The sequence below is a fragment of the Paenibacillus xylanilyticus genome (assembly GCF_047246825.1).
GTDB lineage: Bacteria > Bacillota > Bacilli > Paenibacillales > Paenibacillaceae > Paenibacillus > Paenibacillus xylanilyticus_B.
In genome coordinates this window covers 134746-150649 of the sequence record NZ_JBFOLB010000004.1, presented here as the reverse complement: position 1 = coordinate 150649, position 15904 = coordinate 134746, and the positions used below count along the sequence as shown (strand labels likewise).

Annotated in this window: 18 protein-coding genes; 10 read left to right on the top strand and 8 right to left on the bottom strand. The window is 43.4% G+C overall.

Annotation, left to right across the window (positions count from 1 at the left end; all coding sequences use genetic code 11):
- The 5 genes from AB3N00_RS23300 to AB3N00_RS23280 all read left to right on the top strand — a co-directional run bounded on the left by AB3N00_RS23300 (window position 1) and on the right by AB3N00_RS23280 (window position 4190).
- Window positions 1-939 carry a sensor histidine kinase gene (locus tag AB3N00_RS23300; RefSeq protein ID WP_413036730.1) on the top strand — a complete coding sequence of 313 codons (939 nt, stop codon included), beginning with the start codon at window positions 1-3 and terminating at the stop codon, window positions 937-939.
- Between the two features lie 179 nt (window positions 940-1118).
- A complete protein-coding gene (locus tag AB3N00_RS23295) occupies window positions 1119-2033 on the top strand; it encodes an ABC transporter ATP-binding protein (protein WP_413036729.1) in 915 nt (304 codons plus the stop codon).
- A 7-nt stretch (window positions 2034-2040) separates the two neighbouring features.
- Window positions 2041-2739, top strand: coding sequence for an ABC transporter permease (locus tag AB3N00_RS23290; RefSeq protein WP_413036728.1), 699 nt, complete (start codon window positions 2041-2043; stop codon window positions 2737-2739).
- A gap of 391 nt (window positions 2740-3130) precedes the next feature.
- Entirely contained in the window at window positions 3131-3697 is a 567-nt protein-coding gene (locus AB3N00_RS23285; RefSeq protein ID WP_413036727.1) for a sigma-70 family RNA polymerase sigma factor, read from the top strand.
- Window positions 3687-4190 (top strand): DUF3600 domain-containing protein, encoded by a 504-nt coding sequence (locus AB3N00_RS23280; RefSeq protein ID WP_413036726.1) that lies wholly within the window; start codon window positions 3687-3689, stop codon window positions 4188-4190. The genes AB3N00_RS23285 and AB3N00_RS23280 overlap by 11 nt, the downstream gene beginning before the upstream one ends.
- A gap of 233 nt (window positions 4191-4423) precedes the next feature.
- Here AB3N00_RS23280 and AB3N00_RS23275 read toward each other — a convergent pair whose 3' ends face one another.
- From AB3N00_RS23275 to AB3N00_RS23255, 5 genes are all read right to left on the bottom strand, one after another.
- Window positions 4424-4705 (bottom strand): GNAT family N-acetyltransferase, encoded by a 282-nt coding sequence (locus AB3N00_RS23275; RefSeq protein WP_413036725.1) that lies wholly within the window; start codon window positions 4703-4705, stop codon window positions 4424-4426.
- A 2-nt stretch (window positions 4706-4707) separates the two neighbouring features.
- Entirely contained in the window at window positions 4708-4950 is a 243-nt protein-coding gene (locus tag AB3N00_RS23270) for a (4Fe-4S)-binding protein (protein WP_413036724.1), read from the bottom strand.
- A 339-nt stretch (window positions 4951-5289) separates the two neighbouring features.
- A complete protein-coding gene (locus AB3N00_RS23265; protein ID WP_413036723.1) occupies window positions 5290-5871 on the bottom strand; it encodes an FMN-dependent NADH-azoreductase in 582 nt (193 codons plus the stop codon).
- Window positions 5868-7817: an ATP-binding protein gene (locus AB3N00_RS23260; RefSeq protein ID WP_413036722.1), complete on the bottom strand. Its 1950-nt coding sequence runs from the start codon at window positions 7815-7817 to the stop codon at window positions 5868-5870. Before AB3N00_RS23260 ends, AB3N00_RS23265 begins: the two co-directional genes overlap by 4 nt.
- A gap of 1 nt (window position 7818) precedes the next feature.
- Window positions 7819-8532: a response regulator transcription factor gene (locus tag AB3N00_RS23255; RefSeq protein ID WP_413036721.1), complete on the bottom strand. Its 714-nt coding sequence runs from the start codon at window positions 8530-8532 to the stop codon at window positions 7819-7821.
- 205 nt (window positions 8533-8737) lie between these two features.
- Here AB3N00_RS23255 and AB3N00_RS23250 point away from each other — a divergent pair, with 205 nt between their 5' ends.
- On the top strand, window positions 8738-10105 hold the full coding sequence (locus tag AB3N00_RS23250; RefSeq protein WP_413036720.1) for an ABC transporter substrate-binding protein: 1368 nt from the start codon (window positions 8738-8740) through the stop codon (window positions 10103-10105).
- Between the two features lie 497 nt (window positions 10106-10602).
- On the opposite strand, the gene AB3N00_RS23245 is transcribed toward AB3N00_RS23250, so the two are convergent.
- The gene (locus tag AB3N00_RS23245; RefSeq protein WP_413036719.1) at window positions 10603-11028 is read right to left on the bottom strand and encodes a hypothetical protein; all 426 of its coding nucleotides are present in this window, start codon (window positions 11026-11028) and stop codon (window positions 10603-10605) included.
- Between the two features lie 37 nt (window positions 11029-11065).
- Window positions 11066-11215: a hypothetical protein gene (locus tag AB3N00_RS23240; RefSeq protein WP_413036718.1), complete on the bottom strand. Its 150-nt coding sequence runs from the start codon at window positions 11213-11215 to the stop codon at window positions 11066-11068.
- Window positions 11216-11349: 134 nt separating this feature from the next.
- Between AB3N00_RS23240 and AB3N00_RS23235 the strand changes: the two genes are divergently transcribed.
- From AB3N00_RS23235 to AB3N00_RS23220, 4 genes are all read left to right on the top strand, one after another.
- Complete coding sequence (locus AB3N00_RS23235; protein WP_413036717.1) at window positions 11350-11553, top strand: helix-turn-helix transcriptional regulator; 204 nt, start codon at window positions 11350-11352, stop codon at window positions 11551-11553.
- Window positions 11550-11759, top strand: a complete 210-nt coding sequence (locus tag AB3N00_RS23230; protein ID WP_413036716.1) for a hypothetical protein — start codon at window positions 11550-11552, stop codon at window positions 11757-11759. Before AB3N00_RS23235 ends, AB3N00_RS23230 begins: the two co-directional genes overlap by 4 nt.
- Before the next feature lie 184 nt (window positions 11760-11943).
- On the top strand, window positions 11944-12540 hold the full coding sequence (locus AB3N00_RS23225; RefSeq protein WP_413036877.1) for a hypothetical protein: 597 nt from the start codon (window positions 11944-11946) through the stop codon (window positions 12538-12540).
- A 503-nt stretch (window positions 12541-13043) separates the two neighbouring features.
- Window positions 13044-13694, top strand: coding sequence for a hypothetical protein (locus AB3N00_RS23220; protein ID WP_413036715.1), 651 nt, complete (start codon window positions 13044-13046; stop codon window positions 13692-13694).
- Between the two features lie 382 nt (window positions 13695-14076).
- Here AB3N00_RS23220 and AB3N00_RS23215 read toward each other — a convergent pair whose 3' ends face one another.
- Window positions 14077-15723, bottom strand: coding sequence for an RNA polymerase sigma factor (locus tag AB3N00_RS23215; RefSeq protein ID WP_413036714.1), 1647 nt, complete (start codon window positions 15721-15723; stop codon window positions 14077-14079).
- Window positions 15724-15904: the final 181 nt, after the last annotated feature.

The following is a 15904-nucleotide window of genomic DNA, read 5'->3' as shown; positions in this document are numbered from 1 at the left end:
ATGGTCCTTCTTTTATCCGTCATTATTGCCGTATTGGTTGCAATTATTGGAGTGCTATTTTATAGAGAAAAGAAGCGAAATCTAAGCATCCTGGAGATTACGAATAAAATATCCGATATTTTGGACCAGGATACGGCCGAGAAAGTGTTAGTACCCACAGGCGACCATGCCGTTAGGCAGCTGCTCACACAAATTAACCGTCTGCTGGATAACAAACAGAAGGTATTTGCGGACTATGCAAGAACGAAGGACAGCCAAAAGAAAATGATCTCGAACATGTCTCATGATTTGAAGACGCCGCTAACGGTCATTCTCGGGTACACGGAAAAACTGAATGATAAAAGTGCGTTAACCGCGCAAGAAGAAGAGCAAGTCATTCAACGGTTGAATACAAAAGTAAACAGTCTGATCACCTTGCTTAACCAATTTTTCGATCTTGTCAAAATCGAGTCGGAGGATTATGATATCCCGCTTAGCAAAATATCATTGAGCGAGGTTTGCCGGAACAGCGTTCTTGAGTTTTACGACCTGCTGGTCTCCAGAAACCTTCGGGTCGAGATAGACATTCCGGAGCTGCCCTTTTATTTTCATGGTAACAAGGATGCGCTGCATCGAATATTGAGCAATCTAATATCAAATTCCATTCGGTATGGAAGCGACGGCGGTGTGTTCGGGTTGACGGTTCGTGAAGAAGGGGAGTACGTGGCCGTAGACGTGTGGGACCGGGGCAAAGGGATTGCAGAGATTCATCAGGAACGTGTATTCGAAAGACTCTATACCTTGGACGATGCACGGAATCCGCAATTTCAGGGAAGCGGCCTGGGACTCAGTATTTCCAAGCGCCTAACGGAAGAAATGAACGGATGGATTAGTCTAAGCAGCTCGGAGCCGTACCAAAAGACCATTTTCACTTGCAAATTCAAGCAATTAACCTTCTAGCGATTCATCCAAGAGATGTTGTTCTTTTGTTCAACGTCTCTTTTTTATTTCAGCCGCCCTCTTTTCAATTCATTCTTAAGAAACATGTAAGAAACGGGAAAGGAATAAGTCCATTCTCTGGTCTAAGATGGAGATAAATAACAAATGAAATCAAATTGTGAACACAGGTGGTGGTCCTCATGAATTTCATTATTCAAACTACGGATCTGAGCAAAACCGTAAAAGGGAAATCCATTGTATCACGTGTCAATCTAAATGTAAGAAAGGGCGAGATTTATGGTCTGTTGGGTCCTAATGGCGCAGGTAAAACAACCATCATGAAAATGCTGACGGGACTCATTCTTCCGACATCCGGTGCGATTATGCTGTTTGGTAAGAAATTTTCAGAAACCTCGAAAGAGGGCCTCAAGAGGGTCGGGAGCATTATTGAATATCCAATATTTTTTGAGCACATGACGGCCATGGAGAATCTACAAATTCATTGCGAATACTTGGGTTATTACGATAAGAGAGCTATACGTCAAGCCTTGGATCTGGTCCAATTGGAAGGGATCGAAGATAAAAAAGTGAAGGATTTCTCGCTTGGCATGAAGCAGCGTCTTGGCATTGCCAGGGCCGCCATCACCAGGCCGGAATTGATCGTGCTGGATGAACCCACGAACGGGCTGGACCCGATCGGCATTAAAAACATGAGGGATTTGATCCGAACGCTGAACCAGGAATATGGGATTACGTTTGTCCTGTCCAGCCATATCCTAGGGGAAATTGAGCAGGTGGCCGATAGAATCGGCGTTATTCAACGCGGTCAATTGGTCGACGAAGTCACATTATCCGATATTCGAAGGCAGCGTACCGGCTATATTGAACTTTTGACCTCGAATGTGCAGAAATCCGCCTTTTTACTTGAGCATGAGCTTCGAATATCCAATATCAAAATCGTCCAAGATCAGCGAATCCGAGTGTATGATACGGACGTATCGACCAGTCAAATTACAAAGCTGCTGATTGCGCATGAGATTGAAATCGAGGAGATCCAAAAAGTTAACAGTACATTGGAAGACTATTTCTATCATCAAATTCAGGGAAAGGAATGAATCCGATATGCTGAAATTAATCGAGCTGGAATGGAGGAAGCTGGAGCGTAAGAAAGTGATTGGTGAAGCGATTACGTACTGGCTTATACTCATGTTATTGCCGGTATTTTTTCTCAAGGTTGTTTTTGCCGATATGCCAAACGTTCGTTTTGGAGAGAGTTATGCTGCGGCTCTGGACCTGATGATAGCCATTCAGATGGGGTTTATTTTGTTCGGAGCGTCCCTGATCAATCATGTATTTATTGAAGAATACAAGAATAAGACGATAGCTCTTTCATTCGGATATCCACTCAGCCGAAAAAGACTTGTTATGGCCAAGGTGCTGTTTATTGTGTTGGCGGTTTTCATCGGTACGCTGGTGTCCTTTGGACTTAGCGGTATTGTGACCTTTGCGCTCAACCAGGCTATGAATGTTATTCCGGGAACGCCAACGGCAGCTGACCTGACGAACTATGCGATCCGAATGATTATACACTCCATCGCCGCCGCGCTTGCCTCATTAATTCCGTTATTTTTGTTCGGAATTTGGAAGAGGGCGGTCATCCCGACAGTCATTTGTGCCGTTTTCCTGATGCAGTTTCCTAATTTTCTCGGGCTGCTGCGGATTACTTTGAGTCCGGACTTTCTATATGTCATTTTCAGTGTATTGGGTGTGGCAAGCGTTATTTTATCCGTAAAGTTCGTAAATAAACTTGGGGATTTGTAATGAAAGAATGTGGCGTGATGACGATTGAAGTTAAAACTGTTTTGCTGCCTAATGGAGATACATTGAGTTATAGAGAAAAGGCTGGTACGGAACCCTGCTATTGACTCACAGACTTATGCGGCGTTTCGGAGCAGTGGGATCGAAAAACGTTAGATCAATAAAGGTAGAGAGGCAGTTGGTCACTAGAGATCGACTGTTTTTTTGTTAAAGAACATTTTCTACATATACATCCTTGTCGATGGTTTCCTCCATATACACATTTGCAGGGAATAATATTGACACAGAAAGGCTAATCCAAAGGACTACTTAACAAAAAAAGTTATTACTTATACTGAACCTTTTTCCCCACGGGAGCGAATTAAGAATTGTAACACGTTCAGGAGGGGCCCCCATGAATGATAAAGAGTTAATCCAATGGCTTGAAAAAGCAGCAATTGGCGATGAGTCGGCATTTCAGCTTGTCTATCAGGCGACTCACCAAGACGTCTACCGGACGGTTGCATTTCTTGTCAACAACAAACAGGACATTGAGGAAATCGTAAATGAAGTTTACATGCACATGTGGCGGTCGTATCACAAATACGATACGAACCGGCCGTTCCGGTTTTGGTTGCACGGGATCACTATCCGTCTTGTCCAGGATTGGAAAAGAAAGACCTGGCGGCGAATTCGTCTCTTTGAACGAAATCGCCAGATGACTTGTGAACAACCGTTCGACTGGACAGACAAAGCTGTTCTGCAGTCCGAAATGCAGCATGAGCTCTTCAGCCTTGTCCACCAGTTATCGTACAAACTTCGTGTAGTTGTCATACTCCACTATTTTCACGACTATACCCTGGAAGAAATTGCAGACATGCTGCAGATCCCCGTTGGCACAGTTAAATCCAGGCATCATCTGGCGCGGAAAGAACTCCGCAAACGATTCGAAATGACGGGAGGAGACGCTTATGTCCATTGACAAGGAGTTACGTGAAGAGCTTCGTCAGGTGGCCGATTCGATGCACTGTCCACCCGAGTTGTATGGACGTGTCAGGCAGTCCTACCAACACTATGTTAATGAGAAGAGAGGGAGATCTCCTATGAAAAAACGCATGCTCGCAGGTATTGCCGCAGTAGCCATCCTAATTCCGTCTGCCGCATTTGCTGCTTCCTATCTGGCCGATGATATTTTTGGTTCTTCTTCGATTATTGAACAGCACGGTGGTACACAAGAAGACTATCAAGAGATTGAAGGGATGCTCCAGGCAGCAAAAGGCAAGCTCACAGAGGACGAGTTCAAGGAATATATGGAACTGACAAAGCAGCTGATGCAATTAAAGCTGAAGATCACAGATGAAAATGGGGTCAGTCATGAGGAGAATTTGACCAAAGAAGAGCAGCAGCAGTTTGAGCAACTCGGCTTTAAGTTGACCCCGTACTTTGAGAAGATTAACGGTACTGCCAAGGAGTAATAAAATGAAGCGGGGATCCGTCCGATGTGGATTGGGGCCCGATTTTTTACACAGTATATGCGTATGGAACTAACGGGTAACGATAGCTCAATGAAAGCAGGCCAGTCTAAACCTGTATTCTCTTCCGACAATACAGGATTGGTTTACAGACATAAGAAGAGCCTGAGGAGGACGAGGAAATCTCGTGCTTTCAGGCTCTCTCTTTATTATTGTCCAAATTATATTATTAGTGATTACTTATGGAGAACATCCGCGTATTCGGAGATACGTTCGAATCGTCCCTTGGCAAACGGGCATAAGGGTAAAATCTTAATATTGTTTTCCCGCGTGTATTCCACCATAGCTTGGATAAGTTTATCGCCAAGCCCTTGTCCTCGGTAAGCATTTTCGACAAAGGTGTGATCAATTATGTAAAGCTCCGGGCTTGAGATTACATAGGTCATCACCGCAGCAATGCCGCTGTTATCTCGAATGAGAAATCTTTTATTGTCGGTATCATGTTCTGCAATATGCATGTTTATCCCTCTTTCTCTGTTAAGTATTCACCGTCCAGACGTCTATACGTCAGTGCTCCGCTTGGACATGTGTCAATATGCCGGGCAATTGCTTCCGTAGTATCAGCATCGGGATTAACCCAAGGACGCTTGCTTAAATCAAAAACATCAGGGAGACCTTTTACGCAAATACCGGAATGAATGCATACCTCCGAATTAAACATGACCTCGATATCTTTACCGTAGTATACTTTCTGCTTACTCATAACTTCTTCACATCTTTCACGTTTGAGTTTGTTTAAATACCAAGATCCATTTTGGGTGTCAATCAATACGTTGTCCGCTTTTTGAATGCTTTTCTTTACATTCGACAATTGGGGATCGTCTTGGCTCTCGATGTCCGAATTATAAAGAGGAATCGTTGGTAAGTCAACGTGATGAACTAATTTCTAACGATAATGAAGTAAAGGGAGATTAATGGAATAAGTGGTAGTTCGCATTACAGCAGAAATGTAATCTATTAGCTTAATATAAAACAAGAAGGCAGCCGATCATTGTGATCGGCTGCTTTTGTTCAATTAACACGCAGAAACCTATTAAATATGTTAATCATTATCGACAACTGCACCCGGAAGTGTTTTGACAATGGATCTGACTTCATTGAAGATGCAATGAACGATTAGAAACGTTTGGCAGCTTGCTAATGATGCCGTTCCTTCCACAAAAATTGTTTCAACAGATTGAATTCCATAGAAATGTAATATCTTACTCAGATAGCTGTATCCCATTTCAATCGGAGCAAGCGGATCTTCCGAATAAACGGATCCGGAAGCTTGAATGTGTAATGCTTTTTTGCCGGATAACAGACCCACAGGGCCATTCTTCGTATATTTGAAAGTCTTACCTGGAATTGAAGTTGCATCCGTGTATGCTTTCAGAACCGGTGGGATCGAGAAATTCCACATAGGTGAGACGTACACATACTTATCGGCAGCCACAAATTGGTCAATAATCGCTTCATGACGAGCTACTTTTGATTTCTCACCATCCGTCAATTGATCGAAAGGATCGATGTTCCCACCAGCCTCAATCATGTGACCGGCAACCCTAAAGTTAATGCAAAAAGGATCAACCAGAAAGAAATGGTTGATCTCATCATACGATTGGGCAGTATAGTTTAATGTCATTCTTGGAGAACCGTATCATCCAACAAGGGTGCGCTTTGACCGTCGGCTTTTCGTTCATAATTTTTCTTCACAGGAATTTCGAAGCTCCAGTCTCCGGTGAGCAGATCCTGCTGAGCCGGGTCATCGGACAGGACTAACTGGTTTACGTTGACTTTCAACAGGAACTGATCTGGAGGTGGCAAGGTCTTGATAAAATAATAATTGATGGTGCCGTTTTTGGCCAACACTACACCTGGATCCGTGGCGATGCCGGGAGCCGCCTTTATCGTTGAAGGGTCCAACATAAAAGTTGGCTTGACCGATTGTTTCGCCCACTGTGACTCCGATATTTGGTTAGTATGTTTCATAGAGTATTGGATAATTAGGCTCTGGCCGTCGAAAAGATATTTATGAATGAGCAGTGTATAGCCTTTGTCTGTTTTACCGGTGATTAAAGTCATCTCGTTATTTCCGCTTGTTGGTATCAGCGTTGGATCGTCATTTTCAGAGAAGATGGAAGGCAGCTTTACCACGAGATTGGAGGTAAATGAATTCTTAACGCTGAATAGTACCACCGCGCAGACGAGCAACAAGATCATTGGTACAGCAGCTATCCTGGAGTGAGACAGGCGTCGAAGCCAAGGAGATGTTCTTTGTTTCGGTGCAAGGCCTTGTTCCGGGAGCACGGTCGGTATCCGCTTGATTTCGTTATGAACTTCTTTCGTAGCAGCCACTTGCGTCTGAGTGGGTCCGAATATCGATAACCGTGTCTCAAACCAGGTTGCCTTTTTGCTGCTGTGCGCGGTGATGCCCCCTCCGTGTACCTCGATAATACTTTTCGTGATGGCCAGACCGAGACCAGTGCCCCCGGTCTGTTTCGACCTTGAGTTCTCTACCCGGTAAAAACGGTCGAATATAAAAGGAAGATCCCGTTCCGGAATGGGAGGGCCATAATTTTGGATCCGTACAACCAGCATATCTTTATCCTGTGCGATATCAATATCGATATATTTGCCTGTCCGCCCGTACTGGATGGCATTCGCGATGATATTTTCATACGCCCGTACCAACAATCCTCCATCCGCTTGGGTTTTGAATTCTCCTTCTTGTATATTCAGTCTGATTTCCATACCTGCGTTCTCCGTGATCGGCACGAATTCCTCGGCAAGCTGACCGATTAACCCGGCGATATCGAGCTCGCTCAGTTCCAGAGGCAGACCGTTGTTGATGCGCGTATATTCGAACAGTTCGTCGATTAATCGCCGGAGCGACAAAGATTTCTCATACGCGATGTTGACGAAATAACGCATCTCCACTTCATCCTGATACCGATCCTTCTCGATCACTTCGAGAAATCCGAGAATCGAGGTCAGTGGAGTACGCAGGTCATGCGATACACCTGTAATCAAATCGTTTTTGGTCTTTTCCGCCTTGCGTTCCTCCGCAATGGAATGCTTCAACTGCATACTCATCTGGTTAATGCTGAGCGCGACCTCGCCCAATTTATTATCAGCAATTTCCGGAATTTGATGGTCGAACTGGCCGCTCGCAATCTCCTCCAAACCACATGTAATTTCCGTCAGATAATGATCCCATTCGCTGCTCAATTGATTCATGCTCTCTGCGATTACGCTTAACTCATCCTTGCCCTTGACCGTTACCACATGTCCGAACCGACCTGCCGATATTTCCTGCAACCCTGCGTTGATCGCGCGCAAATCCCGAACCAAACGGAGACTGGCAACGAAGAAAGTGACGGGAAACAGAACAAAACCGGTTATGATCATCGCGCGAATAGACCCGGCATGCTCAATGATCCAATTGATCGGGGCAGCCACGTATTCGATTTTTTGCAGTGCTCCCGCCATGACATACCCCAAAAAAATAGCTGCGCCTGTTAACGCCAGGCTTGCAACCATGATCAGCATTAATCTCCAACGAATCGTATACAGCCACTGTGGTTGCATCCTACTCACTCCTTGCTTTTAAATCGCTTTCGATTTTGTATCCAATCCCCCATACGGTTTTGATGATCCGCGGTTCGCGCGGGTTAGATTCTATCTTTTCGCGGAGCTTTCGGATATGTACCATGACGCTATTTTTTGACTCCATAAAGGGCTCGTTCCAGACCTCTTCGTAGATGCGATCCATACTCAGCACCGTCCCTCTATTAACTGCCAGCATGTGAAGAAGTGCGAACTGGCGGGGAGTCAATTTGATTTCCTGCTGATCGACCGTTACTGTATGGGACGCAATATTAATGACAACGTTTTCGATATGTATTTCGTTCGCGTTAGCCGCGACGGCGTTGAATTGATTCATTCTTCGAAGCTGTGACTTAATGCGTGCGATCAGCTCGAGCGGGTTGAATGGTTTGGTTACGTAGTCGTCGGCGCCAATACTGAGGCCTGATATTTTATCGATATCCTGGCCTTTAGCTGAGAGCATGATGATGGGTATAGAATTCGTTTCTCGTATTTTCATACATGCTTGCAACCCGTCCATCTTGGGCATCATTAGATCAAGTACAATTAAATCGATTGGTTGGGACTGTAGAACCTTCAGCGCTTCCAGGCCATTCGACGCTTGCAGGAGCTTGTAGCCTTCGTTATTAAAATAAATACTCATTAATTGGATGATTTCCGCTTCATCATCCACCATCAAAATCGTGCTTTCTGCCATAGATCCTCCCTTAATTCCTATATCTTTCTTACATTGAAGAGCAGCATGATAATTATAAGCGATATTTCTCATGCATTGAATAACGTCAGCATTATTTAAGGAAATGATAAGAAGTTCGGTAGTTAGATGATAAGCTTTCTCTTCTATACTTAGTTCAACACAAGCGAATAATCGTTTGAACAACAAATGGGTGGAGGTTTTATTTTTGAAGCACAATGTATTACAGAAGGCCATGCTTGTTAGCCTTAGTGTTATGTTAATTGGAATTTCAGCAGTTCTTAGTCCAGGTAAACAAGTTTCCGCAAATGCGGACAGCGAGGCAGATGCGAAACGGACTTTAAAAGTATTGTACTGGAACGAAGACGATTTCAACAGGACGTATGGAGATTTGTTTAGTAAGAAGTACCCGAATACAAATATCGAAGTCGTTGCACCTTCAGGTATGGAAGCGATTAGGGATTACAATGGGGCTATCCAAAAGTATTCGCCGGATCTGGTTATGCTGCCCCCGTACCATTACCAACAACTGTCTAAAAATAAAAAGCTGGTTGATTTAGAACCGTTAATTAAGCGAGATGCATATGACACGACAACGTTATACCCTGGCTTGCTTGATGAATTGAAGGATCAAGGCGGTGGCAAACTTTATGGGTTAAGCCCAAAAACGGATTCGTACGCTCTTCTGTATAATGCTGATTTATTTAAAAAGTACAATGTTAAAGTACCAAGTGATGGAATGACGTGGGAAGAGATATTGAATCTTGCTAAGAAATTCCCTACTAAAGGAGATAAGAACTCGCGAATTTGGGGCCTAAGCTCCTTTGGATCCAGCAATTTGGTCATGGATATCGCCAGAACAGAAGGGTTAACGTACATGGATCCAAATACGCTAAAGGCTACTGCGAATACAACTGCGTGGAAAAATGCCTATCGTCTGGCGAGCGAGGCGACGAAGTCCGGGGTACTTGACGAATGGATCAGTCTGTCGGGCAAAAGTTACTTGGAAAGCAGCTCGTTCATTATGGGACGATCCGCTATGAAAGTAGCCTCGATTAGTCAGCTTCAGTCCTTACAAGCAGCAAAAAGTGGTGTGAAGAATTATAAACCTTTCACGCTTGGTATTGCTGCCGGCCCTGCGGCTAAGGATCGAGAGTCAACAGGGAACTTTTTCATTAATGAGATATTCGCAATTCCAGCAGACGCAGCTCATGTTGATGCCGCTTGGGATTTCATCAAATATTTCAATGGAGATGACTACGCTGCCGAATACTATAAGCCCAATAACTCGAATAATAGTATCGGTGCTCCTCTATCTCGCATGGTTAAGGAGTACTCTGGTTACAAGTTGGATGCGTTCTATAAATTAAAACCTAATCTGGATTCATCGATAACAAGTTATGCTCTCATGAACAAATCACCAAATTTTGAATTAAGATTTCGTTCGATTCTACTTAAAGAACTGACACAGGTAGTAAACGGGAAGAAAACATTAGACAAAGCAACTGCTGCTATTCAATCCAGCACTCAAGCTGTTGCGGATAAATTGAAAAAGGCTCAGGCGTCAAAGAAATAGAATATTTAGAATTATTAGAGAGTGTGAAAAGAGTGGGGAAGTAAAGGGAGATTAATGGATTAAGTGGTAGGTAGCATAAAAGCCACAAATTTGATCCATTAAACTAACGGGGAACGATAGCTCAATAATACCAAGAAAGCAGCTGATCACATTGATCGGCTGCTTTGTTCAACTAACGGGCAGGTTAACGTAAGAAAATAGATATGGATGTGACTGAAACGGAGCTTTTAAATCTATATAGATTGAACTTGAGAATATCTAAGGGGAGAGAGACCGAGGAGAAGTTTGGAACCGTAGGAGTGATCGCGTTCGCCTTTGTCACCGGATTTCTACCGTGAATATCTGGGAACAACAGGGCCGGAAAGTCGAAACATTCATTGGAGTCACGCTAATTCCAAATCAAAAAAAGGAGGAGCCATTGTCGAAAACAATGGCTCCTTCTTTATGAAGTGAGATTTGATGAACTCGATGGAACATCAGTATCAGTCGGGTTTTCATCAATTTAAGGTTTTATTTAAGAGCAACGAATTGGGATAATTTTTAAGAAATTCTTCTTCATCTACTTTTAAAAAAAATTCGCCTTCAAAAATTAATTGATTCGTATCAGGTCCGACTTGATCTAAATTTCTTGCTATCTCCGATTCCTTAAAGATACTTTGTTCATCTGCTCGCACGAACATGCCATGAGGTGTATATAGTTGACTATAATACCCTTTTGCGATTTTTGATTCTACGGATTCTACGTTTTTTACTGATTCTTCGGATTTCACGTTATTTGTTGAAAAATTAGTGTTAACAGGATTTTCATCTGTCTTATTTACGGTTTCCATTTCTGAATAAGTGTCTGCTTTTGAATTCGGTATTAATGCCACTCCTGAAATAATAGTCACTGCAAAGGCTATTAAATATATTTTTTTCAACATATCCCCACCCTTTCTATACCAACAATTATTTCCTACTTTAAAACAGTATATTCACTAAAATGGTAAAGGCCTCTATTTGGCTTTGCAGTGCAACTGGTTTCCGAAAGGACAAAAACGCAAAATCCCGACTCATGGCGAGCATAAAGGAGCCAAGCTGTTTGCTGCCATCGACTACGAGACGGGTCATAAATCAATAATACAAAGAAAGCCAGCGGATCAACTCGATGGGCTGCTTTTAATTTAACTAACGGGCAGGATAGTTTAGTAAGCTCTATTTAAAAATGTAAAAAGATTTTTACATTATAATGTGGGTGATACCGTTTGAAGAATAAGATTAGGGATATTAGAAAAAGGATGAAGCTATCTCAAGAAGACCTTGCAATTAGATGTGGGGTTACAAGACAAACTATTAATGCTATAGAAAATGATAAATATGACCCCACGTTGACCTTAGCATTCAAATTATCGTTGCAACTAGATATTACCGTTGACCAATTATTTACTTACGAGGAGGACTCAAAATGAAATTGCAAAGAGCTGATGAAATGGAACAATTTCAAAATGATAAATCTGCTAAAAACACTTACATATTTTTTACTTTAGCGTTGTTGCTTTGGTCAGCAATCAATTATATCTCGAAAGGTAAAACGGGCTGGGAGTTTACTATTTTGCTGATAGGAAATGCAATTTTCTTTTGGTCAAGAGTCTTCTACAAAAGGAGAATGAAATAAAAGAGTGAACCATTGTTAAACTAGCGGGAAACGATGCTCAATAAAACCAACAAAGCAGCTGACCAACGTGATCGGCTGCTTTTGTTCAACTAACGGGCAGGATAGTTTAGTGAAGGTGGAGAATAACCTCTGAGAGAGAAGTCGATAACAAAGCAAGGTAAAGGGGAGATCAAAGTTGAAACGAATGCCTTTTGAACGCCCAACGGAGCACTATGACGAACAGATTTCTAAAATTGACGAGCAAATTTGTGAGATGTTGAAACTTCGGAAGCAGCTTTCACACAACAATCCTGGTTTCCCGCCATTGGAATATATCTCTGAATGGGCTGAAACTTTTGAACTTTACGAGGACTTTCTGAAAGCTGTTTTCGGAACTTTTAGAAGTGAAGAGTATTATAAGCCAATAATTGAACCATCAAACTTTAGAAAACATATACCTGTTCTAAAGTCAGTCGAAGTAGGGAGCTTTTTTTATACTATAAACTCAATTAGGCAGTACAGTAACGCAAGTGTAGTGACTTTTAGTATCGATTGGGATGTGAATGTGTCAGAGGTATCCTCCATCACTAAGCCTCTCAGCCATTTTGAATTGCAAATTGGAGAACAATATGATTGCCGCATGATTCATGGCGGCAGCCACGCAGGTCATGCTTCAACCAATTATGTAATATCTCCGCCACTACCCGATAAAACTTCAGGACTTGAATTAACGTTCATAGAATATAGTAAGCCATTCAGTGACAAAGAGACGGGAACAAAGATTGTTTTTAAACTGGAATAGCTTCAACGAGCATCGATTAAGCTAACGGGAAACTATAGCTCAATAAATCAAAGGAGGCAGCTGATCAACGTGATCGGCTGCTTTTGTTCAACTAACGGGCAGGTTAATTTAATGAAAATATACAAAAATCACTATACATTGTCAGGTTTTTATTATTATTCGATTTCTGTAGACTATAGGACAGAAAGGCAAGTGGATGGTGAAATTTAGTGGAATTTAGAGAAATAACGTGGAACAACTTTATTGAATGTATTGAGCTACAAGTAACACGGTGTAACTCACGCACTTGTAGGTTCATCGAATTTGGATTGGATCGATTTTTATGAACGGCATGGGTTCAAAATGTGGTATGTACAAATGTATCGTTAGACGTGTATCTAAATTATATTACGCTTTATACGCCGTTACGCTAACGGGAAACGTAAATCGAATAATGCAATTAGCTGGCAGCCGATCATTTCGACCGGCTACATGCTTCCTACCTTAGAAGGAGAGTGTAAACTTTGGAAATGAGAAATCAAAAGGGAGAAGTGTTAGCGATTTTAAATATTGATTCACCTCAAGAAGAAAACACTATCGATATCGTTATTCGCCAATTAAAACCTGGTATGGGAAAAGGGATATATCTTGCTGCTGATAAAAAAATCAGTCAGCAAACAAATTACGGAGCAGTGAAGTGGACTGGAGGAATTGAGGAGTTAAAGGCAAAAACCTCATCATGGGAGGCGGTATTTCCTGCTGATGCTGAAGTTATGGATATTCAGGTTTACTATGGATTTGATAATTTGACACAGGAAGAAATCGATGAAATGGCTATTGAGAGTTCAAGAACCGGCAAAGACGTTGTTCGAGATCTTATACCGAATGATACGCTCGTTGGTGTAAGTCTGCTATATCGTAAAGAAGAAACCGAATTTGAATTCCGGATATTTGGAACTACAAAAAGTCGTATTCATGTACCTGATCTAGAAAAACACACGATTGAGAACTTAACAATTCGTTCCAACGAAGCAGTTTACATTAGAAATAATGAATTACAGAGATTGATTTGGGCGGAAGTAGGATCAACTAAGGGTAAGGCATTACAGTATGAGGTAGTGGCCGAGCATAGCGACCGTGATTCGCTAATTTCGATTTCGGAGTCTTTAAGCTAACGGGAAACGTTAGCTCAATAACAACAAGAAAGCAGCTTATCATTGTGATTGGCTGCTTTTACTCAACTAACGGGCAGATTTGCTGAATAGATCTGCTGAGTAGTGGAGCATCTGGCCTCTCACGGTTGGTTGCGGACAAGAAAGATTAAAAATCGTAAGGTAAAGGAGAAATCCGGCAGATACGATTGCGATTAAAAACTACCCATGACGCACATGCGTCATGGGTAGTTTTTAATCATTTTCATACGTTCAGGAGGGGGCTTTGGTGAAATAGCGATGTCCTAATCTCTTCGTTGGACAGACAGAGTGGAAAGACAGAGTTTTGTGTAAAAATGGCCACCGCCCGGGAACGGCCATTCTTCGTATACATTTCCGAACCGATTTACTTGACCGGCCCCATCCAGGTTGAAATCGTCTTCTGCTGGTGCGGCAACGGCGGTTTCAACTTTCCGTTATCGATCAAATGCTTCAAAATATAAGCGACCAGCCGGCCTCCGCCGGTGTTGCCTCTCACCATGTAAGCAAGCTGCGGCTCCAAATGCTTCGGCTGATTTTGCAGGAACAGGTTGAGCATTTTGTCGTAGAGCTTGCCGACAGCAGGCGCATACAGAGCGGACAAATCCGGCATTGCCTTGTTCAACCGATCCAACGTTTGCGGAGAGTCGATCCAAACCGCATTGAACTTGTACCCCTCCTCCGTCTTGCGGATGTACCCCTTCTCCAGCAGGAACGAATATTGCTCGGCGTTCTCTTCGTTGTTGGGCAGTTCCCCTTGTTGGAACGCATGACAAATCTCGACATTCCGGTATTCCAGGAAACGCCAATCCATCTGGCGATCGCTCCAGTAAGTATTGAATTGCCACAAGTATAAGGGAGTGTCTTCGACGTAGCGGAGCGACGGACCGAAGGTGACGTAACTACTCAAATCAAAACCCGGATCGGCATTGTGGCTCCGGTTTAACGCCGCATAGGCAATATACTGACCTCCGTCCTTTCGTATTGGTGCGACCGCATCGAAGTTTTCGCCCGCAGGCATGCTCCGCCAAGATTGCTCCTCGACGTTCTTGGGCAGCAAGGTCCAGAGCAGGAAGTTATAGTCGCCGTCCGGAACGTACACTCCGCTATCCTCGACTTGCCGGCGAACTTCCATTAACGCGTCAAAATGAACATCGGCCACTTCGGCGGCACAATCTTGCCAGAATTGATGACCGGCTACGGCCAAATCGAAGAGGTCCCAGACGATGGTATTGCTTTGATATTTGCCGGGAGAGGTTTGGATGAGAAAATTGTAATCGGCCAGGTGCCGGACTTCGCCTTCCAGCAAAGACGGCGGCATTCCGAGCTCCTCCGCGATTTGATGTACGGTACGCGCCTTGTGATAAGCCGCGTAAACGATATTTTGTGCCAAGGCGCGTCCAAGAAAATCGTTGGTTTCGCCCAGTCTGCCGGCCGAACCGGAATGGCCCATTTCCCCCATGCTGACCGGATTGACACTTAAAGTTCCTGTTGTACGCATACGTTTCATCCCTTTCCGTAACTTCTTTTTAGCCTCGCTCAAATGCCACTTCACCGTGCCTACAGGAATGTTCAGAGCAATCGCGATATCGCCGATTTTAAGCTCGTCGTAGTAATGCATGACCACGATTCGGCGATGGATGTCGGACAGAAACGCGACTTCTCGGCGGAGCTCGTGGTAAGCTTCGGTTACCAGCAGCCGGTCAAGCGGCTCCCGGGAAGGGGAAGCAGACAGTTCGGACATGCCGTTGATTTCGATCACTTGGGGAGCGTGCGCACGCTTATTCAACCAATTTACCCAAGTGTATCGGGCAACCGTCCAGACGTAAGCGTCAAGGCTTCTAATGTCCCGCACCCCGGAGAAGGATTTCAACAACTGCAGCATAATCTCCTGAGCCAGATCCTCCGCCTCGGCCCGCTGCTTGACCCGGTTTAACGCAAAACCAAAAATCGGTTTGACATAGCTCCGAATCGCTTCCGCTGCTTCTTTTCCGTTTTTACCAGTTGAATCCATCTTTTGCCTCCATATTTGCATCTGTAATTCCTGACAATTATATAGTGTGCCAGGCGAAATAAAGGTTGGGATTATTTTTAAAAAAAATTTGGACGTCCTACTGAATCACTTATACATATGTAATTACAAACTTCATGAATAGGTCATTTAAATGGTTGAAGAGACGTTATGAACTTTTTGT